Source organism: Caballeronia grimmiae, from assembly GCF_000698555.1.
Lineage (GTDB): Bacteria > Pseudomonadota > Gammaproteobacteria > Burkholderiales > Burkholderiaceae > Caballeronia > Caballeronia grimmiae.
In genome coordinates, this window is the sequence record NZ_JFHE01000018.1 from 35,205 (window position 1) to 59,955 (window position 24,751).

Consider the following 24,751-nt stretch of genomic DNA (forward strand, 5'->3'; position numbering starts at 1 on the left):
TTGAATCAGGGAGAGCGGTGAAAGCAGCGGCGGTTGCGGCGCGTGGTCGGAAGCGCGTCGCGGCCGCCGCTCGACGACATCATCGGTACACGATGACCGGAATCTTGGTATGCGTGAGCACGCGCTGGGTTTCGCTGCCGATCAGCAGACTTCCGAGCCCGCGACGGCCGTGCGAAGCCATCAGGATCACGTCGCAGCCGTTCTGTTCTGCCGCGTCGATGATGCCGATGTACGGCGCGGCTTCGATGCTCGTCACGCTCGCACACGGAACGCCGGCGCTTTCAGCCGCGCGTTCGACGGCGCGCAGGTGTTCGCGCGCTTCGCGATCGGCGCGGGCGTGGAAGTCGTCGGGCGGCTCGACGGCGACATCGGCGAACGGGGAGTATGGATACTGCGGCAGGCACGCGTACGCGGTGATGCGTGCGCCGACGGACTGCGCGAGATCGATGGCGCCGTCGATGGCTTTCTGCGACAGCTCGGAGCCGTCGGTCGGTACGAGGATGTGCTTGAACATGGCGTCCTCCTTCGGAACGTCGGGGCACGGTTCAATTGTAGTCAGGCAGGGGACCGCGCGACAGGTTCATATGCGTTGGCCGGTGCGACGCAGGGGGCTGTGCCTGAACGCCTTCGCTTTCGAACCGGTGTTTGTTGAAATGGACAAGCGCCAATGGGAGAGATCGGCTAGCTGAATCCATCGCGAAGAGAAGGGATCGATTGCGAGAAATCGGCGCCTGCCGTGCGTTGGACGCGCGCCAGCGTCGGCGCGCGCCGCTTGGCCGGGGACTTATCGAACGGAATTGATCGACGCTGCGCGTCGCCGTGTTTTCGATAACGACGCAGCACGAACAGGTCGAAGCGATTCACGATCTGTTCGACGGCCTCGTGCACATCCAGCGAGGCTTTCGCGATGACCGCGCGCAGAACGTCCAACTTGCGCCGTAATGCAGTCGTCGAGCGCGTCTTTAGTCACTTGCAGGCGCGTGTAGCGCGAACCGCTTTCTACCATCGCGGCCTGAGCGGATCGGCAAGCCAAGCAGGACCAGTTCCAAGCGCGCCGCGATTGCATGACTTTTGCCGTTCGAAATCGCAGACGCCAGCAAGCACGCAATCAGCAAACCTAGCCCAATGCGTCGACCTTCAGTCTGCCGATAGGATTCCGTAGCAATTCCGCTGACCGAGAAGCCAGATCCACCCTCCTCACCCGGACAACCTACTCCCCCCAATACCCCGAAGCGTGGTACGTATGCTTGAGCAGATCGAGAAACAGCCGTACGCGCAACGGCAAATGCCGGCGCTGAGGAAACACCGCATGGATGCCGATAGGCGGTGCGGCGAACGCATCGAGCACGCTCACGAGCCGTCCAGCGCGGATATCCTCGCCCACTTCCCACCACGATCGCCACGCGAGCCCGCGACCTTCCAGGCACCATTCGTGAAGCACCGCGCCGTCCGAGCATTCCATCGTGCCGGATACCTTGATCGTCACGACTTTGCCGTCCTGCTGAAACATCCAGCCACGCTGCTGATTCGCCGACGCCCCCAGCGCAAGGCAATTGTGATGCGCGAGCGCAGCCAGATTCGTCGGCTTGCCGCGTTTCGCCAGATAGTCCGGCGACGCGACGCACACGCGCCGGTTCTCGCCGAGCTTCAGCGACACGAGCGACGAATCCGGCAGTTCCCCGAGCCGCACCGCGCAATCGAAGCCCTCGTTGACGAGGTCGACCATGCGGTCGGTCAAATCGAGACTGACGGACACATCGGGATGCAGCGTCGTGAACTTCGGCACGAGCGGCGCGACATGACGCCGGCCAAAGCCAGCCGGCGCGGAGACGCGCAAATGCCCGCTCGCCTTGACGCCGCCCGCCGACACGCTCGCTTCCGCGTTCTGCATGTCGTTGATGATGCGCTGACAGTCTTCGAGAAACGCCGATCCTTCGAACGTCAGCGTGATCTTGCGCGTCGTGCGGACGAGCAGCTTTACGCCGAGGCGTTCCTCCAGTGCATCGATTCGCCGGCCGATGACAGCAGGCGCAATGCCTTCCGCCTGCGCCGCAGCCGAAAGACTGCCCTTCGCGGCGACGGCCGCGAACGTCTCAATCTGCTTGAACCGATCCATGCGTTTTCTTTTTCGATACCCGATGTCCGGGCACAGATTAGGTGTCTAAAAGTAAAAGATCAAGTGATCCGGCGATGCTTTTTCCATCAGTTCGATCACCAATAGAATTCGTCCCGACCTCTTCCAGGAGCGCAAGGCTATGTCGGCCATAACGACACACGCATCGTCATCCGGTTCGTCCGGACTTCCCCGAGCCGTTATCTTCGACGCTTACGGCACGCTCTTCGACGTGCATTCCGTCATCGCGGCCGCCGAGCAGCTATTTCCCGGCAACGGCAGCGCGCTTTCGCAGCTCTGGCGCCAGAAGCAGATCGAATACACGCAACTGCGCACGCTCGCCGATCCGTCCGGCGGTCGCTACGTTCCGTTCTGGGACATCACGATCGACGCGCTGCGCCATGCCGCCGCGCGCCTCGGTTTGACGCATGCGCTGACGAGCGCCGCCGAAAAGCGTCTGATGGACGAATACGCGTGCCTGTCCGCGTTCCCGGACGCGCTGCCCGCACTCGACGCACTGCGCGAGCGCTTCGGCCTTCCGCTCGCGATCCTGTCCAACGGCAATCCGCCGATGCTCGACATCGCCGTGAAGAGCGCCGGCATGACGGGCCTGTTCGATCACGTCCTCTCCGTCGATGCCGTCCGCGCGTACAAACCCGATGCCCGCGCCTATGACCTCGGCACGCACGCCTTCGGCATCGCCCGAGCGGCGGCGCGCGAGATCGTGTTCGTGTCGTCGAACGGATGGGACGTCGCCGGCGCGGCGTGGTTCGGCTACACGACGTTCTGGCTCAACCGCGCCGCCCTGCCAGTCGAGAACCTCGGCGTCGGGCCGGATCGGGAAGGACGCGACATGAGCGAACTCGTCGCGTTCATCGAAAGGCCGTGAGCGCCGCATCGCATTGAAAGTAAAACCACCACGCAAGACCGTCTGACCGACCAAGGAGAAAACACATGACGCAAACGTCGAATCCGCTCTCGCTGCCCGAAGGCATGGCAATCTCGGCCGATATACAGTCCGGCTTCGAAACGATCCTCACGCCGGAGGCGCTCGCCTTCGTCGCGATGCTGCATCGCCGCTTCGAGCCGCGCCGTCAGGAAGTGCTGGCCGCGCGCATCGAACGGACGAAGCGGCTCGATGCGGGCGAGCGTCCCGGCTTCCTCGAAGAAACGAAGGCCATCCGCGATGGCGACTGGACTGTCGCGCCGCTGCCGCAGGATCTGCAGTGCCGTCGCGTGGAAATTACGGGGCCGGTCGAACGCAAGATGATCATCAACGCGCTCAATTCCGGCGCCGATTCGTACATGACCGACTTCGAAGATTCGAACGCGCCCGTCTGGGAAAACCAGATTGCCGGTCAGATCAACTTGAAGGAAGCCGTGCGCCGCACGATCTCGCTGGAACAGAACGGCAAGTCGTACAAGCTGAACGACAAGGTCGCGACGCTGATCGTGCGCCCGCGTGGCTGGCATCTCGATGAAAAGCACGTGACCGTCGACGGCCAGCGCGTCTCCGGCGGCATCTTCGACTTCGCCCTCTTCCTGTTCCACAACGCGAAGGAACTGGTCGCACGCGGCAGCGGCCCGTACTTCTATCTGCCGAAGATGGAAAGCCATCTCGAAGCGCGCCTGTGGAACGACGTTTTCGTCGCGGCGCAGGAAAGCATCGGCATCGCGCGGGGCACGATTCGCGCGACCGTGCTCGTCGAAACCATCCTCGCCGCTTTCGAGATGGACGAAATCCTGTACGAGTTGCGCGAACATAGCTCCGGGCTGAACGCAGGCCGCTGGGATTACATCTTCTCGGCGATCAAGAAGTTCAAGAACGATCCGGACTTCTGCCTCGCGGACCGCTCGCAGATCACGATGACGGTGCCGTTCATGCGCGCCTACGCGCTGCAATTGCTCAAGACGTGCCACAGGCGCAACGCGCCGGCCATCGGCGGCATGGCCGCGCTGATTCCGATCAAGAACGATCCCGCCGCGAACGACAAGGCGATGGGCGGCGTCCGCGCCGACAAGGCCCGCGACGCCACCGACGGCTACGACGGCGGCTGGGTCGCGCATCCGGGACTCGTACCGATCGCGATGGAAGAGTTCGTCAAGGTGCTCGGCGACAAGCCGAACCAGATCGGCAAACAGCGCGACGACGTGCAGGTGACGGCGCACGATCTCCTCGATTTCCGCCCCGAAGCGCCGATCACCGAAACGGGCCTGCGCAACAACGTGAACGTCGGCATCCACTATCTCGGATCGTGGCTTGCTGGCAATGGCTGCGTGCCGATTCACAACCTGATGGAAGACGCCGCGACCGCCGAAATCTCGCGCTCGCAGGTGTGGCAGTGGATTCGCTCGCCGAAGGGCAAACTGGACGACGGCCGCAAGGTCACGGCGTCGATGGTGCGCGAGATCGTCATCGACGAACTGGAGAAGGTGAAGTTGAGCGTCGGCGGCTCGGGAAGCGACACGAAGCCGTATGAGCGCGCCGCGAAGATTTTCGAGACCATGTCGACGTCGGAGCAATTCACCGAGTTTCTGACGCTGCCGCTTTACGAAGAAATCTGATCGCGGGGTTGCTGCGCACGGTGAACGGCCCGCGGGCCGTTCGTCCATGAGAGTCGCGTCACGGAGAGCGCACGGCGTGTGCTACATTGCGCATCGTCTTTTTCAACGATTCAACCGTGGAGCGCACTCACCGTGCGAACGACAGCATGAGCAATATCCAGCTCGATATCGAATGGACCGACGCGGCATCGCGCAAGATCGAAAAACTGATGCCCCGCAACGCCGATAAGGACGCATTTCTGGCGCTGCCGCCGATCGAATGCCTGCCAATGGAAGGCGACGTGCTTTTCCTTGGGCCGGACGGAAAGCAGCAGCCGTTCATCGTGGCGGAACGTCAGTATCACCATGACGGCGAGGCGGACTGGACCATCATCCTCATTCTCGACGTCCCGCAGGCCACACATTAAGCCTGAGTCTTAGCGCTGCGTCGTCATAGCAGTTTGCTTGCGACATGCACTTCGCCGTGCTCGACGAATTCGGGCGCCTTTGCGCGAAACGCCTGGATATGCGCCGTCTTGCCGTGCTCTTCGAGCGCGGCTTCGCTTTCCCAGCGTTCGACGAAAATAAAGCGGCGCGGCTCCTTGATATCCCGATGCAGGTCGTATTGCAGCGCGCCGGCCTCCTGGCGCGTCGGCTCGATGTTGGCTTCGGCCAACTGTCTGAGTTCTTCTTCCTTACCCTGCTTGGCGACAAAAATAGCAACGACGGCGACTTCTTGCACGAGCGACTCTCCTTGTTTTCAGTAAAACGTTAAAACCGAAGCATAAACGCGCGCCAGAAAAACTGCCTGAAGCGCATATCGTCATGACAAGAAAAAGCCCGCGCTTTTTTAGAAGCGCGGGCGAAAGCCGTCGCCCTACGAGGATAGGCGACGGGGCCATCGGGGCTCGCGTGACGAGCCATTGTTCGGGATAGTTGTTTCGATTACGGCTTTGCCAAGGCCGCGCGGCGCAGTCGTCTCGCCATGCACGCAATGTAATGGTCGCGCGCCAATTTTTATAAGCTATTGCGCACATTCGACGATAGAAACAATCGTCAGCGCAATATATGTGTGCGGTTTATATCAGGCGCGCCCGGCTTCGTAGCGCAACTGCAATTCGCGAGTTCGCACGCGGTGAATACAACGCGAAAAAAACCGCCTCATTGAGAGGCGGTTTGCACGCGATACAACGTTGGTATCGACGCCAGCGGTTTAGCTGATCTGACCGGCGAGAAGCGCCATGATCTGACGCGCTTGCGGCGAAGCATCCAGTTCGCCCTTGTCATCGACGATGGCGACGCGCGTCTGCCCTTCGGTGATCGCGCGCACGTTGACCTGATACTGCTTCGCGACGATTTCCTTGCGGCCGTGGAAAACCTGGCTCCAGAAGCCTTGCTCGCGCGCGGACTTGTCGTTGGGGTCCACGTAGCGCACGTAATAGACGCCACGTGCGCGGTCGCGATCGTCGACCGTGAAGCTCGCGCGATCCAGCGCGATGCCCACGCGCAACCACGCGCGGTCATACGCTTCGGGCAGCGTCAGTTGCGACGATGCCGCTTCCGGCACCGCTTCGTTGCGGATCGCGCTGTTGCCGGCGTTGGCCGCGTTCTGCGCAGCCACCGCCGCGGCGGCCTTCGAATCGCCGCTCTTGGCGGGCTGTGCGTTGGCTGCGTTAGCCGATTGCGCGCCCGCGTCCGCCGCGCCCGATGCCGTCCGCGAATCCGCCAACGCCAGTGACGACATCAGCCGCTTCAGATATTCGTTTTCCAGCGCGGGATCGTTGGGCCGCGCCTGCCACTGGCTCGAATCGTTGTTGACGCCCGTGAGCGCCTCGCGCATGCCCTTCTGGCTGATGAACACGTACGTGCCGCCGCTCGGCGCGGCTTCGAGACGCGTGCGGTACTTGTTGCGCTCGGCGGTGACATACGAGTTGCCGGTGGCCTTCGCGAGCGTGTCGCGGATCAGCCCGTCCGAAATCTGCGGATGCGTTTCGTTCCAGTCGGTTTCCATCACGCCCTTGTCGCGCGAATCGACGACCAGCAGAAACCCCTGCTCTTGCCAGAAGCGGCGGATTTGCGGCCAGACCTGGTCCGGCGTACGGCCGTCGACGACGAGCCAGCGTTCCGCGCCGTCGCGCTGAATGCGCATGCCCGATACGGGCGGCACCACAGTGGGCGCATTGGGCGCGACTTTCTGAACCTGCTGGAGGTCGGAAAGCGATGCCTGCCCGCTTTGCGGCGGCAGCGAACGCTGATCGCCCGCTTCGTCGAGAAGGTTCGGCGGAATGGCGAGCGACGACTGCTTCGAGCGCTGATCGCTCTTGTAGTTGATCGCGGTGGGCGAGGAAGTGCCGCAGCCCGCCACGATCCCGGCCACCGTAAAAAGCGCAGCCATCCGCTTGGTCACACGAAAATCTGTCATGTCTGGAAAGTCCTTCCGCTACGCCACGGGGTTTGTCCGTGGATCAACCCAGCATTTTACCGGTCCGGCGGACCGCCGTGCAAAAAGAGGCGTCGAATGCCCGCGCGTGGCGCGTTCGTCTCGCCGGACACTGAGCTTCGTCAACTGCCGAATACAAGCGATTGGCCGTCGGCAACGTCTGAAGTCACTGCTCAAGTTCGTGATTCACTGCACGGTTTGATGAATCATGCACGCCGCTTCATTTTGACAATTTATGACATTCGAGACAATCGTCGCGCCGCTCTGCCGGACTCGCGCAAAGCCTTGTTTTCAGGCGCTTCTTTCCCGGCCGCGATCATTTTCAGTCGAACGGGCGACGCGGCCCGCCCGTATCGTTGGGCGACAAATTCCTCTTAGAATCGAATCTCAAAAATAGGAATAATCCCAAGAAGTCGGAGAAGAGAGTGCAAAAAATAAGACATCCTCATCAGATGGCCGGGGCCGCCATCGCGATGACCATCCTGTTGAGCGCAAGCTCGCTTTCCCATGCACAGCTCGGCGCGACGAGGAGCGCCGCGGATGCTTCCGATGGAACCGTCATGCATCGTTCCGAAAGCGGGCTCGTGACCTATCGCGAGACGACAGACGCGCACGGAATCGTCGTGCGTCAGTACGTCGATGCTACGGGCGCGGTGTACGCGGTGTCCTGGCGCGGGCCCGCAATGCCCGACGTGCACACGCTCCTCGGCGCGTATTTCCAGCGCTTCAGGGACGGCGCGAGCGCGTCCGCGGGCGATGCCGGCCTGCACATGGCGCGCGTCGCGGACGGCGACCTCGTCGTCGAGAACCACACGCGGCTGCGCGAGTTCAGCGGCCGCGCGTGGCTCGCGAGCGCGTTGCCGTCAGGGGTGTCAGCGACGGATATCGAATGAGCGCGGGGAGACCAGACATGACCATCCGCAAGCTCTCTTCCGCTGCCGCCATTGCGCTGTGCGTCCTGCTTCACGGATGCGGCGGCGGTGGCGGCAGCAGTTCCGGCGCCAGCACGGCAGCGCCTGCCAGCGCACCGGCCACCGCAAGCGCGCCCGCCACCGCCAGCACGCCGGTTCCGGCGAGCGCGCCCGTGACAGCAAGCGCCCCCGCCCCGGCCAGCGACGTCGTCGTGCAGTCGACGACGCCGAACGTGCAACCAATCCGCGTCGCCGCGACCGCCACCAGCACCAGCACACGCAATATGCTGCAGACGAGCGTGACGCTGTGCGCGCCCGGCACCGATAAATGCCAGACCATCGACAACATTCAGGTCGATACCGGCTCGCAGGGACTCCTGGTTCTTGCATCGGCGCTCGATCCGTCGATCGCACTGCCGCTCGTCGCGGGCAACGCGGCGAGCACGGTAATGGCGGAATGCTCCGTGTTCGGCTCCGGCTATACGTGGGGCGCGGTGCGGCAGGCCGACATCCGCCTCGCCGGCCAACTCGCGAGTTCGACATCGGTCCAGTTGATCGCCGATTCCGCCGTGCCCGGCGCGGCGACCGATTGCAGCCAGTCGGGCCTGCCGATGCTCGATGCATCGAAGCTCCGTGGCAACGGCATTCTCGGCGTCGGCCCGTTCACCGCCGATTGCGGCGGCGGCTGCGCGAATTCCGCGATGCCGCGCTGGTACTACAGCTGCACCTCAGCCGGATGCACCGCAAGCACGCTCGCGACCGCGCAGCAAGTGACGAATCCGATCGCGCGCTTCGCCGCCGACAACAACGGTGTGCTGATTGAATTGCCGGCGGTGCCGCCGGAGGGCGCATCGTCGGTGGCGGGGACGATGACCTTCGGCATCGGATCGCAGGCGAACAACCTGCTCGGCGCCGCGACGGTGCTGAAGTCCAACTCGATCACGGGCTATGTGTCGACGAGCTTCAGCGGCAACCAGTACGGATCGAGCTTCATCGATAGCGGCTCGAACGGCCTGTTTTTTCCCTCCGCGACGCTCGCGACCTGCGGGGCGTGGTTCTGCCCGGCGACGCCGCAGGGGCTGAGCGCAACCCTCATTTCGATGACGGGCGTCACCGCCGGCGTGTCCTTCAGTGTCGCGAAGTCGACCACGCTCTTTGCCACCAGCAATTACGCTTTCAACAATCTGGCCGGACCCGCGAACGGCTTCTTCGATTGGGGACTGCCGTTCTTCTACGGCAGGCGCGTGTTCACCGCGCTCGAAGGGCGTCCGACGCCAGCGGGAACCGGGCCGTACTACGCGTTCTAGACGTGCAAAAGCCGTCTTTCGATCCCTCGAAAGACGGCTTTCCCGGCGAACCTGACGATCCGCCCGAGCCTTTATTGCCCGCCCGCCTTGCTTTCCTCGTCGAAAATCTTCTGCGCAAGATGGAATGCCGAGTTCGCCGCCGGCACGCCGCAATACACCGCCGTTTGCAGCAGCACTTCCTTGATCTCGTCCTGCGTCACGCCGTTGTTCTTCGCGGCGCGCAGGTGCAGCGCGAGCTCTTCGCTGCGATTGAGCGCGACCATCATCGCAATGGTGATGAGGCTGCGCGTATGGCGCGGCAAACCATCGCGCGTCCAGATTTCGCCCCATGCATAGCGCGTGATGAAGTTCTGAAACTCGGTCGTCAGTTCCGTGCGATTCGCAAGCGAGCGGTCCACGTGCGCGTCCGACAGCACCGCGCGGCGCACGTTCATGCCCGCTTCGTAACGTTCGTCGTCAGTCATTGTGCTTCTCCGAGGAAGTCGAGCACGGCGCGCGTGTACGCATCGCGCTTCTCGATGTTCGACAGATGCGCCGCGTCCAGTTCGACGTAGCGCGAGCCATTGATGTACGCCGCCAGTTCACGGCCCTGCTCGGCAGTCGTCGAGAGGTCGTGCGTGCCCGCGATCACGAGCACCGGCAGCGCGATGGTCTTCGCTTCGTCGCGCAGGTCGGCGTCGCGGATGGCTTCGCAGTTCGACGCGTAGCCGTCGCCCGATGTGTGGCGGAAGACGTCGCGAATGTTGGCGAGCGCAAGCTGCTCGCGCTCCATGAACGGCGCGGTGAACCAGCGCGCGATGACGGCATCGGTGAGCGCGGCCATGCCGCCTGCTTCGCGTGCTTTCGCGGCGCGCGGCGTCCACACGGCGTCGGAACCGATCAGCGCCGCCGTGTTCGACAGCACGACGCGCGAGAGCCGCTGCGGATGGCGCGCGGCGAGGCCGATGCCGGTCAGCCCGCCCATCGACAAGCCGCAGTAATGCGCGCGTTCGATGCCGAGATGATCCATCAGGCCGATGACATCGCCGATCAGCTGGTCGATGGTGTACGGGCCTTGCGGCGCGTCGGAATGACCGTGGCCGCGCGTGTCGTAGCGCACGACGCGATACTGCTTCGCGAACGCTTCGATCTGCGGCGTCCACATCGATACGTCCGCGCCGAGCGAGTTCGACAGGACGAGCCACGGCGCATCGTCGCCGGCGGTCGAATCGATGCGATAGTGAATGCGGGTTCCGTTGACAGCAGCGAGTGGCATGTTGATGGTGCTCCTTCTTGTTGAATGGCGCAGGCGCCGTCAGGCGCTCGCGCGATACTGGTCGAGCGCCGCATCGACGAAGGCTTGCGCCTGACCGACGTAATTGGCCGGATCGAGCAAGGGCTTCAATTGCTCGGGCGACAGATGGCGGGCGACGGTTTCATCGGCGGCGAGCACGTCGTACAGCGACTGGCCGTTCGCGACCGCTGCCTTCGACGCGCCCTCGACCAGCTTGTGCGCATCCAGCCGGCCGATGGCGTCGCCGAGCGCGAGCATCACCGCTTCGCCGAGCACGAGTCCGTTCGTCGCGTTCAAGTTCGCCGCAAGGCGATCGGCGTTCACTTCCAGCCCCGGCACGATGCCCTTCACGTTCGCGAGCGCCCCGGCGGTCAGCCGCGCCAGATCGGGCAGCGCGTCCCATTCGGCCTGCCAGCCGCCGAGCGCGCGTTCGTGCTCGTGCACCATGCCGGCGAAGACCGTCGCGACGAGGTTCGGCGCGCGCGTCGCGGCCGTCAGCACCGCCGCGCAGCCCACGGGGTTGCGCTTGTGCGGCATCGTCGACGAACCGCCCTTGCCCGCCGCCGCCGGTTCGGCCACTTCGCCGAGTTCCGTCTGCATCATCAGCGAGATGTCGCGGGCGATCTTGCCGAGCGTGCCCGTCAGCATGCCGAGAAACGATGCGGCTTCCGCGATGCGATCGCGCTGCGTATGCCACGGCAGCGCGGGCAGTGGCAGGCCAAGGTCATCGGCAAGCGCCTGCGCGGTCGGCAGCGCCTTGTCGCGAAGGCTCGCGAGCGTGCCCGCCGCCCCGCCGAACTGCAGCACCAGCGCGCGGCTACGCAACTCGGCGAGTCGCGCGCGATGGCGCGTAATCGCATCGAGCCATTGCGCGAACTTCAGGCCGAGCGTGATCGGCAGCGCCTGCTGCAGCCAGGTGCGGCCGATCATCGGCGTGGCGCGATGCGTCTGCGCCTGCGTGGCAAGCGACGCGGCCAGCTCGCGCAGATCGGCATCGATCAGATAGAGCGCGGCGCGAAGCTGCAGCACGACGCCCGTATCGATGATGTCCTGGCTCGTCGCGCCCCAGTGCACGTACTTCGCGGCTTGTTCGTCGCGTGCCTTCACGACGGCCGTCAGTTGCTTGACGAGCGGAATCGCGAGGTTGCCGCCGGCGGCCGCGCCGGTCATCAGCGCGGCGGCGTCGATGTGGTCGGCGTTGCACGCGGCGACGATCGCATCGACGGCGTTCGCCGGAATCACGCCCGCTTTCGCCGATGCCCGCGCGAGCGCCGCTTCGACGTCGAGCATCGCCTGGACGGTCGCGCGCGGCGACCACACCGCGTTGGCTTCGGCGTTGCCGCAGATCAGATCGGTGAGCCGGCCGGTCGATGAGAACATGCGATCAGACCCGCTCGATGATCATCGCGATGCCTTGCCCCACGCCGATGCACATCGTGCAAAGCGCGTAGCGGCCACCGGTGCGATGCAGCTGGTACGTCGCCGCCGTCACGAGCCGCGCGCCCGACGCGCCCAGCGGATGACCGAGCGCGATTGCGCCGCCGTTCGGATTGACGCGGGCATCGTCGTCCGCGACGCCGAGCATGCGCAGCACCGCGAGCCCTTGCGACGCGAACGCTTCGTTCAGCTCGATCACATCCATCTGGTCGATGGTCAGCCCCAAGCGCGCGAGCAGCTTTTGCGACGCCGGCGCCGGACCGATACCCATGACGCGCGGCGGCACGCCCGCCGTCGCCATGCCGAGAATGCGCGCGCGCGGCGTGAGGCCGTGACGCTTCGCGCTTTCCTCGTCGGCGATCAGCATCGCGACCGCGCCGTCGTTAACGCCCGACGCGTTGCCCGCGGTCACCGAGCCGTCGGGACGCACGACGCCCTTCAGCTTCGCGAGCGCTTCGAGCGTCGTTTCGCGCGGATGCTCGTCCTGCGTGACGACGATCGCATCGCCTTTTTTCTGCGGGATCGTGACTGGCGTGATTTCCTGCGCGAGCGTGCCGTCCTTCTGCGCACGGGATGCCTTCTGCTGCGAGCGCAGCGCGAACGCGTCCTGATCGGCGCGGCTCACCTTGTAATCGTCGGCGACGTTCTCGGCAGTTTCGGGCATCGAATCGACGCCGTATTGCTTCTTCATCAGCGGATTGACGAAGCGCCAGCCGATGGTCGTATCGAAAATCTCGGCCTGACGCGAGAACGCAGTCGCGGCCTTGCCCATCACGAAGGGCGCGCGGCTCATGCTTTCGACGCCGCCCGCGATCAGCAATCCCGCTTCACCCGACTTGACCGCACGCGCCGCGATGCCGATTGCATCCATGCCCGAACCGCACAGGCGGTTGACCGTCGATCCCGGCGTGCCGACCGGCAGCCCGGCGAGCAGCGCCGACATGCGCGCGACGTTGCGATTGTCCTCGCCCGCCTGATTCGCGCAGCCGTAGATCACTTCCTCGACCGCTTCCCAGTCCACTTCCTTGTTGCGCTCGACGAGCGCGCGCAGCGGCACCGCGCCGAGATCGTCGGCACGCACGGACGACAGCGCGCCCGCATAACGGCCGATCGGCGTGCGGATCGCATCACATACGAATGCTTCTTTCATCGGTTGCTCCAGTTCTGTGTAATGTCTCTCAGGCTGCTTCGGAAATCGGCGCGTACTGCAGCGGGACCTTGGCGAGCTTCTGCAATTCATCGAACGACAGGCCGTCGACGATCTCGCGCACGACGAAGCCTTCCGGCGTCACGTCGAACACGGCGAGGTCGGTATAGACGCGGTCCACGCACTGCACGCCCGTCACCGGATAGGAACACTCGGCCACGAGCTTGCTCTCGCCTTGCTTGGTGAGCAGTTCCATCATCACGTAGACCTGCTTTGCGCCGATGGCGAGATCCATCGCGCCGCCGACAGCCGGAATCGCGTCGGGCGCGCCGGTGTGCCAGTTCGCAAGGTCGCCCTGGGCGGACACCTGAAACGCGCCGAGCACGCAGAAATCGAGGTGGCCGCCGCGCATCATCGCGAAGGAATCCGCGTGATGGAAGAACGCGCCGCCCGTCAGCAGCGTCACGTGCTGCTTGCCGGCATTGATCAGCTCGTCGTCTTCCTCGCCCTTCGCGGGCGCGGGGCCCATGCCGAGCAGGCCGTTTTCGCTGTGCAGAAAGATTTCGCGATCCGCCGCGAGATGATTGGCGACGAGCGTCGGCACGCCGATGCCGAGGTTCACGTACGCGCCTTCCGGAATGTCCGCGGCCACGCGCTTGGCCATTTCGTCACGAGTCAGTTTCTTCATGGCTTTTCGTCCTTTCAGGCAGCGAGTTCAGCTTGATGCACCGCTTGCGGCACTTCCACGACGCGCTGGACAAAAATGCCCGGCGTCACGATGTTTTCAGGGTCCAGCTCGCCGAGCGGCACGACTTTCGACACCTGGACGATGGCCGTCTTCGCGGCGCTCGCCATGATCGGCCCGAAGTTGCGCGCCGTTTTACGATAGACCAGATTGCCCCAGCGGTCGCCCTTATATGCCTTCACGAGCGCGAAGTCGGCATGGAGCGGCGATTCGAGCACGTAATGCTTGCCGTCGATTTCGCGCGTTTCCTTACCTTCGGCGAGCTTGGTGCCGTAACCGGTCGGCGTGAAGAATCCGCCGATGCCCGCGCCCGCCGCGCGAATGCGCTCGGCGAGATTGCCTTGCGGCACGAGTTCGAGCTCGATTTCGCCGGCGCGGTACAGCGCGTCGAACACGTGCGAATCGGTCTGGCGCGGAAACGAGCAGATGATCTTGCGCACGCGCTTCGCGTTGAGCAGCGCGGCGAGGCCCGTATCGCCGTTGCCTGCATTATTGTTGACGATGGTCAGTTCACGCGCGCCCTGCTCGATGAGCGCGTCGATCAGCTCGGACGGCATGCCCGCCGTGCCGAAACCGCCGATCATGATGGTCGCGCCATCGTGGACGTCGGCCACCGCCGCCGCGAGCGAATCGAAAATCTTGTTGATCATTGCGTTGTTCTCCTGTGACGAGAACCGGCTCGTCGCCGTGGTCATCGCCTTGTGAAGCCGTCAGCGCGCATTTCGCGCTCTAAGCCGGGGTATACCCGCTGCTTTGCCCTCTTGCATCGGAATGTTCGTCATGCGAACATAGATTCGTTTAGCGAACATCGGCATGTTAGTCCCGCGTTCGTTGCGGTGTCAACGAAGCCCGCGCCTTTCGCGGGTTTGTACCGAGTCTCCTTACCTGAATTCATGGACACTTTTCCTTCGGATGCGCAAGACGCCCCTTCCCGTCCCGGCGATGCCTATGTGCAATCGTTCGCGCGCGGACTTTCGGTCATCCGCTCGTTCGATGCCAACCGCCCCGCGCAGACGCTGACCGAAGTCGCGGCCGCCGCGGGCCTCACGCGCGCCGGCGCACGGCGCATCCTGCTCACGCTTCAGACGCTCGGCTACGTCGAGGCCGACGGGCGGCTGTTCCAGCTCACGCCGAAGATCCTGGATCTCGGCTTCGCCTATCTCACGTCGATGCCGTTCTGGAATCTCGCCGAACCGGTGATGGAAGACCTCGTCGAGCAGGTGCACGAGAGCTGTTCGGCGGCCGTGCTGAATGGCGCGGAGATCGTCTATGTGCTGCGCGTGCCGACACACAAGATCATCACGCAGAATCTGTCGATCGGCAGCCGCCTGCCCGCGTTCTGCACGTCGATGGGCCGCGTCCTGCTGTCCGCGCTCGACGACGATCGTCTCGACGCGTTGCTCGATGCCAGCGATATCGTCGCGCGCACCCCGCATACGATCGTCGATCGCGGCGCGCTGAAGGAAGCGATCGCGGCGGTGCGCCGCCAGGGCTGGGCGATCGTCGATCAGGAACTGGAGGAAGGCCTGATTTCGATGTCCGCGCCGATCCGCGACCGGCAGGGGCGCACCATCGCCGCGCTGAACATCAGCGGCAACGCGCAGCGCAAGAGCGCGAAGCAGATGGTGAAGGCGTTTCTCGAGCCGTTGCAGGACGCGGCGCAGCGCGTGTCCGAGATGGTCGCGCGGCGCGGCTGATCGCAACATGGACGAACTCGATCTGAACCTGATCCCGTTCCTCGTCGCGATCGCGGAAACGCGCAACGTCAGCCGCGCCGCAGAGCGGCTCGGTGTGAGTCAGCCGCGCGTATCGACGGCGCTCGGGCGGCTGCGCGAATACTTCAACGATCCGTTATTTGTGCGGACCTCGCGCGGCATGGAACCGACGCCGCGCGCACTGGCCCTCGTGCCCGCCGCCCGCGACGCGCTCGGGTGCATCGAGCGCGGCCTGCTCGACACCCAGCACTTCGATCCCTCGTCGAGCACCGATACATTCTCGATCGCGCTATCCGATGTCGGCGAGATCGTCTTCCTGCCGCGACTCTTGCAGGCGTTCGCGAAAGATGCGCCCCGCGCGAATCTGCGCTCGGTGTCCGTATCGCATGGAGACGTGGAGCGCGGACTGGAAGCGGGCGAAATCGATCTTGCGGTCGGCTATTTTCCGGACCTGCGCGGCAACAACTTTTTTCAGCAGCGGCTTTTCTCGCATCGCTTCATCTGTCTGATGCGGCGCGATCACCCGTACGCGAACGAGCCGCTCACGCTCGAGCGCTTCGTCGAATGCGGACATGCGGTCGTGCGCGCCGAAGGACGAAGCCAGGAAGTGCTCGAAAACTATCTCGACAAGGAACGTGTCCGGCGGCGCGCGGTGCTCGAAACGCCGCACTTCATGAGCCTGCCGTTCATTCTCTCGCGCACCGACCTGATCGCGACGGTGCCGCATGCGATCGGCTTCGCGTATGTCGCGGAGCACGCGTCGATCACGCTGGCCGAGCCGCCGCTACCGTTGCCGCGCTTCGATCTTCGGCAGCACTGGCATCGCAAGTTCCATAACGATCCGCGCACGACCTGGCTGCGCGGCGTGGTCGCGTCGCTCTTCAACGACGCGCTCGACGAATGGCCGAAGTGAGCGTTCACCGATGGATTGGCGCTAACATCGCCGTTTTCTTCCTGCGGGAAAGTGACCGATGGATGCGCTGACCAGTTTGCGCGTGTTCCGCGAAGTCGTCGACGCGGGCAGCTTCGTGAAGGCCGCCGAGCGCCTCGACATTTCGACCGCGATGACAAGCAAGCATGTCGCCAATCTGGAACGGCAACTCGGCGTGCGTCTGCTTCACCGCACGACGCGCCATCTGAGCCTGACCGAAGCGGGCAGCGTCTATTACGAGCAGTGCAGCGAAGCGCTGGACATCCTGAAGGCGGCCGAGGCGGCGGTCGGTGTGCAGACCGCGCAGCCGCAGGGCGTGCTCAAGGTGACGGCGCCCGGCTGGTTCGCGAATCGGCGGTTCGCGGACCTGCTCGTTGCGTATCAGGCGCGCTATCCGGGCGTGCTCGTCGATCTGCGGCTGGAGAACCGCTTCGTCGATCTCGTCGAAGAAGGCTACGACATGGCGCTGCGTGCGACGTGGGAGCCGTCGCCTTCGCTGATCGTGCGGCCGCTGTGCAAGATGCCGTTCGTGCTGGTGGCGTCGCGTGCGTATCTGGACCGACATGGCGAGCCGCGCCATCCGGACGACATCGCGCGCCATCGCGTCATCCTGCCGACTTATACGAACATCGAGTCGGTCACGCTGACGGGCCCGGATGGCGAAGTCGTCGTAAAAAATCACGCGGTGCTGAAAACCAACGACAGTTCGATGCTGTTGCAACTCGTCCACGCCGGCATGGGACTCGCGTACGTTCCGCAGTGGATGATCGATCAGGAACTGGCGTCGGGTGGGCTCGTGCATCTGTTGCCGCAGTACACGGCGTTCGCGCCATCGGTGTACGCCGTCTACACGAGCCGCAAATACATGACGACGAAGGTCCGCACGTTCATCGACTTTCTATCCGAATCGCTGGGCGATCGGCCAAATTGTTAGGATTACTCCTATTCAAGCGTCCTGTACCTCATGTGAAGATCGCGCCGGCGTCCGCTTGCCCGGACCGGCTCATTCTTCTTTGCACGAGGCATCACGCAATATGGACTTCCCCTGGATTCCGTTGTTTTTCAACTTCTTGCTGCTGGGCATCGTGTTATTTGTTTGCCGCACGATCAATGCAAGTCACGGCAAATTGCTGTGGAACGGCGCGCTGATTTACTTTGTCTTCTGCTTTCTGGCGATGGTTCTGGATTTCACGCTGACGATGGTCTTTGCGTCCGCGAGCTTCCATGACCATACGCAGTATGAAACCGTCGCCTCGCGCATGGCGTGGGCCGGGCGTTTCTTCGGCTATCTCGCTCCGTGCGCGGTGTCGCTCGTGATGGGCCTTCTGTTCCGCAAGCGTCAGCAGTCGGCGGCATCGCCTGCGCGGGCGGTTGTCGACACGGCGAAAGCGGTCGCGCCCGGCGAGGCATCGGCGGCTGTGGCGTCGTGATGTGCTTCGTCGAGCTTGGCGGGTCGAAAGTGGATTTGGCAACGTTTGCAGCAAAAATCGCCGCAGCAGTTCTACTATTCGATTCGCTCTGATATACTTTCGCTCTTTCGGGGCGTAGCGCAGCCTGGTAGCGTACCTGCATGGGGTGCAGGTGGTCGGAGGTTCAAATCCTCTCGCCCCGACCAAAATTTAAAGCCCACGCGAGTTTCACCTCGCGTGGGCTTTTTGCTTTTCACCCGCTGCTTCAAACCGCCAGGCATCTTTCCCGAGACGCCAAAACAACGGTTTTTGCTTGCTTGCCAGCAACTTAAGTTCTATTCTTCGCGTGACACTTAAGGAGCGGCACAGCAATGCCTTCGTCAGCTCGCGGCCCGATATCGCGACGCCGAGTCCAGCCTGATCGTCCCTCATCCTCGCTACGCGCAGACATCGCAAGATGGTTCAGCGCGGCCAGTGCTGCGCGCGTCACGCGTTTCGGCCGCATTTACCCCGGCGGCAGTCGTTACGTCTGCGTCAGCGCACGCAATGATCGTCGTGGCGGGTTCTTCGCGCTCTATTTCTTCCATCATGGCGTCGACGATTGGCGCACCTATCCGCCCTCTGGCGTCGGGCCGAGCATCGTCTATTGGTCGTCGGATGCCGGGCCTGTGCAAAGCGCACGCGTCGCGCCCGGCTAACGCTCCCCGTCAAGACGAAAAAAAGCCGCGATACATGATCGCGGCCTTTCGTGTCACCCGCCGAGCAAGTCGATGACTTGCGATAACTCTTTACGCAACTGCTCGACATCGACCGCCGGTTGCTGCGCGTCCGCTGCGGCTTGCGCGTCGGTGGCTTCGTCATCGATCGGGCGCCCTTGAGAATCTAGCCGGTTGCGCGCGCCATTTATCGTGAAACCCTGCTCGTACAGCAACTCGCGAATGCGCCGGATCAGCAAGACTTCGTGGTGCTGATAATACCGACGATTACCCCGCCGCTTGACCGGCCTGAGTTGCGTGAACTCCTGCTCCCAATAGCGCAGCACGTGCGGCTTGACACCACACAGCTCGCTGACTTCGCCAATCGTGAAATAACGCTTGGCGGGGATCGGAGGCAAGACGACTTTTTCCATCGTCGATCAACCATCGTTTGAGTGATGTCGATTGAAGCGCGGCGGCCGAACTGCAGGAGCGCCCATCGGCGCATGGAACGCGTCAACGAGTGAGGCTCGTCTCCGCGCCTGTTTCGACCAACGCCTTCAGTTTCTGGCTTGCATGAAAAGTGACGACCCGCCGCGCCGCGATCGGAATGGCTTCGCCGGTCTTCGGATTGCGTCCAGGGCGCTGAGGTTTGTCGCGCAGCTGGAAGTTGCCGAAACCGGACAGCTTGACGCTGTCGCCGCTTTCGAGCGCGTCGCGGATCACCTCGAAGAAGGCTTCGACCATGTCCTTCGCTTCGCGCTTGTTGAGGCCGACGTGGTCGAACAGCATTTCCGCCAGTTCGGCCTTCGTGAGCGTCGGCGTATCGTTCGGCATCGCGCCCGAAGCGGTGCTGTCTCGGGTCATGGCGCTGCGCTGCGCCGAAAGAAGGGCTTCGAAATCACTCGAGTTCATTTGGTTCATATCGGTAAAACGGCGCGAAACATGATTTGACTTGGCGATCCCTGCGGACGGGCCAACTGGGCTATCCGCGCAACCGCGCGCCGTGTACTCGAGCCAGGCGATCCACCAGCGTTCTGATCGCCGTGTCGACTGTTTCGTCCTGAAGCGTGCCGCCAGTATCTTGCAACGTTACACGGAAGGCAAGACTTTTCTCATGCTCCCCCAACCCACCGGAAGTGTTTGATTTTGGACGGAATTCATCGAAAAGCGCAACCCGGGTAACGTGCTTGCAAGCGGGCTCGGAACGGGCGTTTTCGAGCTCGTCGAGCAGTGCTTGTACCGGTACCGACTGGTCCACGACGATCGCGATATCGCGCCGCACCGGCGGGAATTTCGATACTTCCGACAGCACCGGCAGCGGGCGCTCCATCAGCGCGTCTGCCTCGACTTCGAAGAGGATCGGCGCCTGCGGAAGGTCATATTTTTGCAGCCAGCGCGGATGCAATTCGCCGATCCAGCCGACCGCGCGCCCCGCCACTTCGATGCGCGCGCTGCGCCCCGGATGCAGCGCCGGATGCTCGGCCTTCACGAAGCGCGGGACGACCGGCGCGAAGAGCGCTTCGACATCACCCTTCACGTCGAAGAAGTCGACGTTGCGCGATGCCGCGCCCCACTGCTCCTCGATCGCCGGGCCATACGCGAGACCGCCGATCATCTTCGGCTGTGCGAAGCCTTCAACCGTCAGTTCACCCGCCTTGACCGATGGATCGCGCAGGAAGACGCGCCCTGCTTCGAACACGCGGATGCGGTCGGCGCGGCGATTCAGGTTGTAGCGCAACACGTCGATCAGGCTGCCGAACATCGTCGTGCGCATGACCGAGAGCTGGCTCGCGATCGGGTTGATCAGCTTCACCGGGTTGTCGTTGCCGGCGAAGTCCTTCTCCCATTCGGCATCGACGAAACTGAAGTTGACCGTTTCCGCATAGTCGCGCGCGGCCACGGCATGACGCAGCACATGGATCGAGCGCTTGGTCTCGTTCGTGGGGCGCATTTCGCTCGCCGCCACCGGCGGGCGCGCCGGAATCTTCTCGAAGCCGTAGATGCGCGCGACTTCCTCGATCAGGTCTTCCTCGATCTCGATATCGAAGCGATACGGCGGCGGCGTGACATGGAACGTATCGCCATCGCGCTCGAACGCGAGGTTCAATCGCGTGAAAATCTGCGCGATCTCTTCCGCCCCGATCTCCACGCCGATGATGCGATGTGCCCGCGCAACGCGCATCGACACCGGACGGCGCTCGGGCACGTTCAGGATCTGATCGTCGACGGGACCGGCTACGCCGCCGCAGATGTCGAGAATCAGTTGCGAGATGCGCTCGATATGCTCGACGGTCGTCGAATAATCGACGCCGCGTTCGAAGCGATGCGCGGCATCCGTCGAGAAGTTGTACTTGCGCGCACGGCCGCGGATCGCGTCCGGCCACCAGAACGCGGCTTCCAGATAGATGTTCGTGGTATCGAGCGAGACGGCCGTGCTGTCGCCGCCCATGATGCCCGCGAGGCTTTCGACGTGCGAGTCATCCGCGATGACGCCGACGGTTTCATCGAGTTCGACGATGTTGCCGTTCAGAAGCTTGAGCGACTCGCCCTTTCTGCCCCAACGCACTTCGATTCCGCCGTGAATCTTGTCGAGATCGAACACGTGCGACGGACGGCCGAGTTCGAGCATCACGTAGTTCGAAATGTCGACGAGTGCCGAGATGCTGCGCTGGCCCGAACGTTCGAGGCGCTCGACCATCCATTGCGGCGTCTTCGCGCGTGCGTTCACGCCGCGAATCACTCGGCCCGAGAACCGTCCGCACAGATCCGGCGCGAGCACCTTGACCGGCAGTTTCTCGTCGAGCGTGACCTTCACTGGGGGCATGTCCAGCGCCTTCAGCGGCGCGCCGGTGATGGCGGCCGTCTCACGCGCGACGCCGAACACCGAGAGGCAGTCCGCCTTGTTCGGCGTGAGCTTGATCTCGAAGACGGTGTCGTCGAGATTGAGCGCCTCGCGGATGTCCTGGCCGACCTTCGCATCGGCGGGAAGGATCAAGAGACCGCTGTGATCTTCCGACAGCTTCAGTTCGCGCGCCGAGCACAGCATGCCCTGGCTGTCGACGCCGCGCAGTTTCGTCGGCTTGATCGCAAACGGCTCGCCGCCCGCTTCGGCCGGCGGCAGCACCGCGCCGATCAGCGCGACCGGCACCTTGATGCCCGGCGACACATTGGGCGCGCCGCACACGATGTTCAATTGCTCGCCCGTGCCGGCATCGACCTGACAGACGTTGAGCTTGTCGGCGTTCGGATGCTTTGCCACTTCCAGCACTTGCCCGACAACGATCTTCGTGGTCGGCGGCGCCACCGGGCGCAGGTCTTCGACCTCGAGACCAGCCATCGTGAGCGCGTGCGCGAGTTCGCCGGTGGAGAGCTTGGGATCGACGAAGCTACGGAGCCAGGATTCGGGGAATTGCATGTGTGTCTACGTTCGAAATGTTTGGAGTCTCTCGTTCGGCCGCCTTCGCTTCTTTCGCAGCCGAACGCCGCGGGACGTGCGTCTTTAAGCGAACTGTCGCAGGAAACGCAGATCGTTTTCGAAGAACAGGCGCAGGTCCTGCACGCCGTAACGCAGCATCGTGAGACGCTCGAGGCCGCTGCCGAATGCAAAGCCGATGTAGCGCTCGGGATCGAGGCCCATGTTGCGGATGACGGTCGGATGCACCTGGCCCGAGCCCGAAATCTCCAGCCACTTGCCCGCGTTCTTGCCGTGCTCGAACATCATGTCGATTTCGGCGGACGGCTCCGTGAACGGGAAATACGAAGGACGGAAGCGCACCAGAATGTCGTCGCGCTCGAAGAATTTCTTGAGGAAGTCGGTGTAGACGCCCTTCAGATCCGCGAAGCTGATGTTCTCTTCAATCCACAGGCCTTCGACCTGGTTGAACATCGGCGAGTGCGTGGCGTCGCTGTCCACGCGATACGTGCGGCCCGGCACGATCACCTTGATTGGCGGCTTGTTCATGCGCGCGTAGCGCACCTGCATCGGGCTCGTGTGCGTGCGAAGCAGCAGCGGACGACCTTCGGCGTCCTTGCCGTCGACGTAGAACGTGTCCTGCATCGAGCGCGCCGGATGATTCTCCGGGCTGTTCAGCGCGGTGAAGTTGTACCAGTCGGTTTCGATCTCGGGGCCGTCGGCGACGTCGAAGCCGATGCTGCCGAAAATCTGCTCGACGCGTTCCCACGTGCGCATTACCGGATGAAGCGTGCCGACGCCCGCGCCGCGCCCGGGCAGCGTCACGTCGATGGCTTCCGCCGCGAGCCGCTGGTTCAGCAGTGCATCTGCCAGCGCCTGACGGCGCGCATTGAGCGCCGCTTCGACCTGTTGCTTCGCGACGTTGATGCGCGCGCCTTCGGTTTTCTTCGCGTCGGGATCGAGCTTGCCGAGGCCCTTCAGCAGCTCGGTGAGCGCGCCGGACTTGCCCAGGAAGCGCGCTTTCTCGTTTTCGAGCGTGGCGGCATCGCTGGCGTTTTCAAAGGCGCTTTTCGCGTCGGAGACAATCTGGTCCAGATCCATTGATCCCATCTTTTCAACGTCGAAGTTCTAACTGAATTACGGTTTTGCGCGTGCCCTGCCGCGTGTGCGCAAGTCATGCGCAAAACCGTCCGTCCAACGAAAACGGGGCTCGGTGAGAGCCCCGTTTTCTGCTTGAGCGCCGCCGTTGTTACGGCAGCGTTCAGGCAAACCACGCAGTACTAATTTCGCAATTAGGCTGCAACGGCGGCTTTCACCTGCTTGACGATCGCAGCAAAAGCAGCCTTGTCGAACACAGCCATGTCAGCCAGCACCTTGCGGTCGAGTTCGATCGAAGCCTTCTTCAGGCCGTTGATGAACACGCTGTACGTCATGTCGTGCTGACGCACCGCCGCGTTGATACGCGTGATCCACAATGCGCGGAACACACGCTTCTTGTTGCGGCGATCGCGGTAGGCGTACTGGCCTGCGCGCATGACCGCCTGCTTGGCGATGCGATAGACGTTATTGCGACGGCCGCGGTAACCCTTGGCCAGACGAATGATCTTCTTGTGACGGGCCCGTGCGGTAACCCCACGTTTTACTCGAGGCATGTTGCGCTCCTTGGAGTGTTAGTTGAGGTTAGGCGAACGGCAGCATTGCGCGGACGGAGTTCAGATCGGAATCGTGAACAGCCGTGGAGCCACGCAGATGGCGTTTGTTCTTGGTGGTTTTCTTGGTAAGAATGTGGCGCTTGAAGGCCTGACCGCGCTTGACGGTACCGCCCGGACGCACCACGAAGCGCTTTGCAGCACTCTTCTTGGTCTTCATCTTCGGCATGAAACTACTCCAGTTTATTAGATGGTCATGGGTGTGCGGCTGATCCCTCCGTAGTGGCCAGAACCGCTTTCCGCCCTTCGAAACCCACGCTCCACTTATGTGCAGACAACCTTCTCAGGCTGCCGCTTTTCATGAGCGGCGCCGTTGATACGACGCCCCTCTGAACCTTCCGGCGATGCCGCGCTGCCGCCTTGCGACGGCGCGCGATCCATCGTCTTGCTGCTCGTGCTTACTTGGCCGCCTTCTTCTTCGGAGCCAGCACCATGATCATCTGGCGGCCTTCCATCTTCGGCATCTGCTCGACCTGACCGACTTCGTCGAGATCCGTCTTCAGACGTTCGAGCATGCGCATGCCGATTTCCTGGTGCGCCATTTCGCGACCGCGGAAACGCAATGTGATTTTCGTCTTGTCGCCGTCTTCGAGAAAGCGCGTGAGGTTGCGCAGCTTGACGTTGTAGTCACCGTCATCCGTGCCGGGGCGGAATTTGACTTCCTTCACCTGCACGATCTTCTGCTTGAGTTTCGCCTCGTGCTGCTTCTTCGCTTCCGAATACTTGAACTTGCCGTAATCCATCAAACGGCAGACAGGCGGCGAAGCCTGCGGCGCAATTTCGACGAGATCCACGTCGAGCTGTTCCGATTGACGGAACGCATCGGCCAGTTTCACGATTCCGAGCGGCTCGTTGTCCACTCCGACCAAGCGCACTTCCGGTGCAGTAATTTCACCGTTGATGCGATGTGACGACTTATCAGTAGCGATGTTACGTTTCCTCTAAAAATGAAAAAACAAG

28 protein-coding genes and 1 tRNA gene are annotated in these 24,751 nt (G+C 63.1%); 11 read left to right on the forward strand and 18 right to left on the reverse strand.

Annotation, left to right across the window (positions count from 1 at the left end):
• Positions 1-79: 79 nt before the first annotated feature.
• The 3 genes from BG57_RS18475 to BG57_RS18485 form a co-directional block, all read right to left on the reverse strand.
• Entirely contained in the window at positions 80-514 is a 435-nt protein-coding gene (locus BG57_RS18475) for a universal stress protein (protein ID WP_035966981.1), read from the reverse strand.
• Positions 515-681: 167 nt separating this feature from the next.
• Complete coding sequence (locus BG57_RS18480) at positions 682-864, reverse strand: hypothetical protein (RefSeq protein WP_152562637.1); 183 nt, start codon at positions 862-864, stop codon at positions 682-684.
• Positions 865-1,210: 346 nt separating this feature from the next.
• On the reverse strand, positions 1,211-2,116 hold the full coding sequence (locus tag BG57_RS18485) for a LysR family transcriptional regulator (protein WP_035966983.1): 906 nt from the start codon (positions 2,114-2,116) through the stop codon (positions 1,211-1,213).
• A 139-nt stretch (positions 2,117-2,255) separates the two neighbouring features.
• Between BG57_RS18485 and BG57_RS18490 the strand changes: the two genes are divergently transcribed.
• The 3 genes from BG57_RS18490 (at position 2,256) to BG57_RS18500 (ending at position 5,085) form a co-directional block, all read left to right on the forward strand.
• Positions 2,256-3,002: a haloacid dehalogenase type II gene (locus BG57_RS18490; protein WP_052005882.1), complete on the forward strand. Its 747-nt coding sequence runs from the start codon at positions 2,256-2,258 to the stop codon at positions 3,000-3,002.
• Between the two features lie 65 nt (positions 3,003-3,067).
• Positions 3,068-4,678 carry a malate synthase A gene (gene aceB / locus BG57_RS18495; RefSeq protein ID WP_035966984.1) on the forward strand — a complete coding sequence of 537 codons (1,611 nt, stop codon included), beginning with the start codon at positions 3,068-3,070 and terminating at the stop codon, positions 4,676-4,678.
• A 146-nt stretch (positions 4,679-4,824) separates the two neighbouring features.
• The gene (locus BG57_RS18500; protein WP_035967067.1) at positions 4,825-5,085 is read left to right on the forward strand and encodes a hypothetical protein; all 261 of its coding nucleotides are present in this window, start codon (positions 4,825-4,827) and stop codon (positions 5,083-5,085) included.
• Positions 5,086-5,108: 23 nt separating this feature from the next.
• Here BG57_RS18500 and BG57_RS18505 read toward each other — a convergent pair whose 3' ends face one another.
• Positions 5,109-5,399 (reverse strand): putative quinol monooxygenase, encoded by a 291-nt coding sequence (locus tag BG57_RS18505; RefSeq protein ID WP_035966986.1) that lies wholly within the window; start codon positions 5,397-5,399, stop codon positions 5,109-5,111.
• A gap of 471 nt (positions 5,400-5,870) precedes the next feature.
• Entirely contained in the window at positions 5,871-7,079 is a 1,209-nt protein-coding gene (gene bamC, locus BG57_RS18510) for an outer membrane protein assembly factor BamC (RefSeq protein ID WP_035966987.1), read from the reverse strand.
• 96 nt (positions 7,080-7,175) lie between these two features.
• On the opposite strand from bamC, the gene BG57_RS32640 reads away from it, so the two are divergent.
• From BG57_RS32640 to BG57_RS18520, 3 genes are all read left to right on the forward strand, one after another.
• A complete protein-coding gene (locus BG57_RS32640; protein WP_152562638.1) occupies positions 7,176-7,475 on the forward strand; it encodes a hypothetical protein in 300 nt (99 codons plus the stop codon).
• A 182-nt stretch (positions 7,476-7,657) separates the two neighbouring features.
• Positions 7,658-7,990, forward strand: coding sequence for a DUF2844 domain-containing protein (locus BG57_RS18515; RefSeq protein ID WP_229753812.1), 333 nt, complete (start codon positions 7,658-7,660; stop codon positions 7,988-7,990).
• Between the two features lie 17 nt (positions 7,991-8,007).
• Entirely contained in the window at positions 8,008-9,315 is a 1,308-nt protein-coding gene (locus BG57_RS18520) for a DUF3443 domain-containing protein (protein WP_035966989.1), read from the forward strand.
• Positions 9,316-9,386: 71 nt separating this feature from the next.
• On the opposite strand, the gene pcaC is transcribed toward BG57_RS18520, so the two are convergent.
• Genes pcaC through BG57_RS18550 form a run of 6 tightly spaced genes read right to left on the reverse strand, consistent with a single transcriptional unit; the run spans position 9,387 to position 14,567 of the window.
• On the reverse strand, positions 9,387-9,779 hold the full coding sequence (gene pcaC, locus BG57_RS18525; protein WP_035966990.1) for a 4-carboxymuconolactone decarboxylase: 393 nt from the start codon (positions 9,777-9,779) through the stop codon (positions 9,387-9,389).
• Positions 9,776-10,570 carry a 3-oxoadipate enol-lactonase gene (pcaD, locus tag BG57_RS18530; RefSeq protein WP_035966992.1) on the reverse strand — a complete coding sequence of 265 codons (795 nt, stop codon included), beginning with the start codon at positions 10,568-10,570 and terminating at the stop codon, positions 9,776-9,778. Before pcaD ends, pcaC begins: the two co-directional genes overlap by 4 nt.
• 39 nt (positions 10,571-10,609) lie before the next feature.
• Complete coding sequence (locus BG57_RS18535; protein WP_035966994.1) at positions 10,610-11,968, reverse strand: 3-carboxy-cis,cis-muconate cycloisomerase; 1,359 nt, start codon at positions 11,966-11,968, stop codon at positions 10,610-10,612.
• Between the two features lie 4 nt (positions 11,969-11,972).
• Complete coding sequence (pcaF, locus tag BG57_RS18540) at positions 11,973-13,175, reverse strand: 3-oxoadipyl-CoA thiolase (protein WP_035966996.1); 1,203 nt, start codon at positions 13,173-13,175, stop codon at positions 11,973-11,975.
• 28 nt (positions 13,176-13,203) lie between these two features.
• Positions 13,204-13,860 carry a 3-oxoacid CoA-transferase subunit B gene (locus BG57_RS18545; RefSeq protein WP_035966997.1) on the reverse strand — a complete coding sequence of 219 codons (657 nt, stop codon included), beginning with the start codon at positions 13,858-13,860 and terminating at the stop codon, positions 13,204-13,206.
• 14 nt (positions 13,861-13,874) lie between these two features.
• Complete coding sequence (locus BG57_RS18550; protein ID WP_035967068.1) at positions 13,875-14,567, reverse strand: 3-oxoacid CoA-transferase subunit A; 693 nt, start codon at positions 14,565-14,567, stop codon at positions 13,875-13,877.
• Positions 14,568-14,810: 243 nt separating this feature from the next.
• Between BG57_RS18550 and BG57_RS18555 the strand changes: the two genes are divergently transcribed.
• The 5 genes from BG57_RS18555 (at position 14,811) to BG57_RS18575 (ending at position 18,178) form a co-directional block, all read left to right on the forward strand.
• Entirely contained in the window at positions 14,811-15,614 is an 804-nt protein-coding gene (locus tag BG57_RS18555; RefSeq protein WP_035966998.1) for an IclR family transcriptional regulator, read from the forward strand.
• Positions 15,615-15,621: 7 nt separating this feature from the next.
• Entirely contained in the window at positions 15,622-16,545 is a 924-nt protein-coding gene (locus BG57_RS18560) for a LysR family transcriptional regulator (protein WP_035966999.1), read from the forward strand.
• A 58-nt stretch (positions 16,546-16,603) separates the two neighbouring features.
• Positions 16,604-17,497, forward strand: a complete 894-nt coding sequence (locus tag BG57_RS18565) for a LysR family transcriptional regulator (protein WP_035967001.1) — start codon at positions 16,604-16,606, stop codon at positions 17,495-17,497.
• Positions 17,498-17,597: 100 nt separating this feature from the next.
• Positions 17,598-17,993 carry a hypothetical protein gene (locus BG57_RS18570; protein WP_052005883.1) on the forward strand — a complete coding sequence of 132 codons (396 nt, stop codon included), beginning with the start codon at positions 17,598-17,600 and terminating at the stop codon, positions 17,991-17,993.
• A 108-nt stretch (positions 17,994-18,101) separates the two neighbouring features.
• Positions 18,102-18,178 (forward strand) — tRNA-Pro (locus tag BG57_RS18575).
• Between the two features lie 545 nt (positions 18,179-18,723).
• Here the strand turns inward: BG57_RS18575 and BG57_RS18585 are convergent.
• The 7 genes from BG57_RS18585 to infC all read right to left on the reverse strand — a co-directional run bounded on the left by BG57_RS18585 (position 18,724) and on the right by infC (position 24,720).
• The gene (locus tag BG57_RS18585) at positions 18,724-19,101 is read right to left on the reverse strand and encodes a MerR family transcriptional regulator (RefSeq protein ID WP_035967003.1); all 378 of its coding nucleotides are present in this window, start codon (positions 19,099-19,101) and stop codon (positions 18,724-18,726) included.
• A gap of 82 nt (positions 19,102-19,183) precedes the next feature.
• Entirely contained in the window at positions 19,184-19,591 is a 408-nt protein-coding gene (locus BG57_RS18590) for an integration host factor subunit alpha (protein ID WP_035967004.1), read from the reverse strand.
• A 61-nt stretch (positions 19,592-19,652) separates the two neighbouring features.
• Positions 19,653-22,085, reverse strand: coding sequence for a phenylalanine--tRNA ligase subunit beta (pheT, locus tag BG57_RS18595; RefSeq protein WP_035967005.1), 2,433 nt, complete (start codon positions 22,083-22,085; stop codon positions 19,653-19,655).
• 84 nt (positions 22,086-22,169) lie between these two features.
• The gene (gene pheS, locus BG57_RS18600) at positions 22,170-23,183 is read right to left on the reverse strand and encodes a phenylalanine--tRNA ligase subunit alpha (RefSeq protein WP_035967007.1); all 1,014 of its coding nucleotides are present in this window, start codon (positions 23,181-23,183) and stop codon (positions 22,170-22,172) included.
• Between the two features lie 191 nt (positions 23,184-23,374).
• Positions 23,375-23,734 (reverse strand): 50S ribosomal protein L20, encoded by a 360-nt coding sequence (rplT, locus tag BG57_RS18605; RefSeq protein ID WP_008350196.1) that lies wholly within the window; start codon positions 23,732-23,734, stop codon positions 23,375-23,377.
• Positions 23,735-23,762: 28 nt separating this feature from the next.
• On the reverse strand, positions 23,763-23,960 hold the full coding sequence (rpmI, locus tag BG57_RS18610; protein ID WP_006052501.1) for a 50S ribosomal protein L35: 198 nt from the start codon (positions 23,958-23,960) through the stop codon (positions 23,763-23,765).
• 229 nt (positions 23,961-24,189) lie between these two features.
• Positions 24,190-24,720 (reverse strand): translation initiation factor IF-3, encoded by a 531-nt coding sequence (gene infC, locus BG57_RS18615; protein ID WP_075583167.1) that lies wholly within the window; start codon positions 24,718-24,720, stop codon positions 24,190-24,192.
• Positions 24,721-24,751 lie beyond the last annotated feature (31 nt).

What these genes read in the sequence shown, in the direction of transcription:
- BG57_RS18475 (WP_035966981.1), bottom strand. Translation starts at nt 514, where the DNA reads ATGTTCAAGCACATCCTCGTACCGACCGACGGCTCCGAGCTGTCGCAG.
- BG57_RS18485 (WP_035966983.1), bottom strand. Translation starts at nt 2,116, where the DNA reads ATGGATCGGTTCAAGCAGATTGAGACGTTCGCGGCCGTCGCCGCGAAG.
- BG57_RS18490 (WP_052005882.1), top strand. Translation starts at nt 2,256, where the DNA reads ATGTCGGCCATAACGACACACGCATCGTCATCCGGTTCGTCCGGACTT.
- aceB (WP_035966984.1), top strand. Translation starts at nt 3,068, where the DNA reads ATGACGCAAACGTCGAATCCGCTCTCGCTGCCCGAAGGCATGGCAATC.
- BG57_RS18500 (WP_035967067.1), top strand. Translation starts at nt 4,825, where the DNA reads ATGAGCAATATCCAGCTCGATATCGAATGGACCGACGCGGCATCGCGC.
- bamC (WP_035966987.1), bottom strand. Translation starts at nt 7,079, where the DNA reads ATGACAGATTTTCGTGTGACCAAGCGGATGGCTGCGCTTTTTACGGTG.
- BG57_RS32640 (WP_152562638.1), top strand. Translation starts at nt 7,176, where the DNA reads ATGCCCGCGCGTGGCGCGTTCGTCTCGCCGGACACTGAGCTTCGTCAA.
- BG57_RS18515 (WP_229753812.1), top strand. Translation starts at nt 7,658, where the DNA reads ATGCATCGTTCCGAAAGCGGGCTCGTGACCTATCGCGAGACGACAGAC.
- BG57_RS18520 (WP_035966989.1), top strand. Translation starts at nt 8,008, where the DNA reads ATGACCATCCGCAAGCTCTCTTCCGCTGCCGCCATTGCGCTGTGCGTC.
- pcaC (WP_035966990.1), bottom strand. Translation starts at nt 9,779, where the DNA reads ATGACTGACGACGAACGTTACGAAGCGGGCATGAACGTGCGCCGCGCG.
- pcaD (WP_035966992.1), bottom strand. Translation starts at nt 10,570, where the DNA reads ATGCCACTCGCTGCTGTCAACGGAACCCGCATTCACTATCGCATCGAT.
- BG57_RS18535 (WP_035966994.1), bottom strand. Translation starts at nt 11,968, where the DNA reads ATGTTCTCATCGACCGGCCGGCTCACCGATCTGATCTGCGGCAACGCC.
- pcaF (WP_035966996.1), bottom strand. Translation starts at nt 13,175, where the DNA reads ATGAAAGAAGCATTCGTATGTGATGCGATCCGCACGCCGATCGGCCGT.
- BG57_RS18545 (WP_035966997.1), bottom strand. Translation starts at nt 13,860, where the DNA reads ATGAAGAAACTGACTCGTGACGAAATGGCCAAGCGCGTGGCCGCGGAC.
- BG57_RS18550 (WP_035967068.1), bottom strand. Translation starts at nt 14,567, where the DNA reads ATGATCAACAAGATTTTCGATTCGCTCGCGGCGGCGGTGGCCGACGTC.
- BG57_RS18555 (WP_035966998.1), top strand. Translation starts at nt 14,811, where the DNA reads ATGGACACTTTTCCTTCGGATGCGCAAGACGCCCCTTCCCGTCCCGGC.
- BG57_RS18560 (WP_035966999.1), top strand. Translation starts at nt 15,622, where the DNA reads ATGGACGAACTCGATCTGAACCTGATCCCGTTCCTCGTCGCGATCGCG.
- BG57_RS18565 (WP_035967001.1), top strand. Translation starts at nt 16,604, where the DNA reads ATGGATGCGCTGACCAGTTTGCGCGTGTTCCGCGAAGTCGTCGACGCG.
- BG57_RS18570 (WP_052005883.1), top strand. Translation starts at nt 17,598, where the DNA reads ATGGACTTCCCCTGGATTCCGTTGTTTTTCAACTTCTTGCTGCTGGGC.
- BG57_RS18585 (WP_035967003.1), bottom strand. Translation starts at nt 19,101, where the DNA reads ATGGAAAAAGTCGTCTTGCCTCCGATCCCCGCCAAGCGTTATTTCACG.
- BG57_RS18590 (WP_035967004.1), bottom strand. Translation starts at nt 19,591, where the DNA reads ATGAACCAAATGAACTCGAGTGATTTCGAAGCCCTTCTTTCGGCGCAG.
- pheT (WP_035967005.1), bottom strand. Translation starts at nt 22,085, where the DNA reads ATGCAATTCCCCGAATCCTGGCTCCGTAGCTTCGTCGATCCCAAGCTC.
- pheS (WP_035967007.1), bottom strand. Translation starts at nt 23,183, where the DNA reads ATGGATCTGGACCAGATTGTCTCCGACGCGAAAAGCGCCTTTGAAAAC.
- rplT (WP_008350196.1), bottom strand. Translation starts at nt 23,734, where the DNA reads ATGCCTCGAGTAAAACGTGGGGTTACCGCACGGGCCCGTCACAAGAAG.
- rpmI (WP_006052501.1), bottom strand. Translation starts at nt 23,960, where the DNA reads ATGCCGAAGATGAAGACCAAGAAGAGTGCTGCAAAGCGCTTCGTGGTG.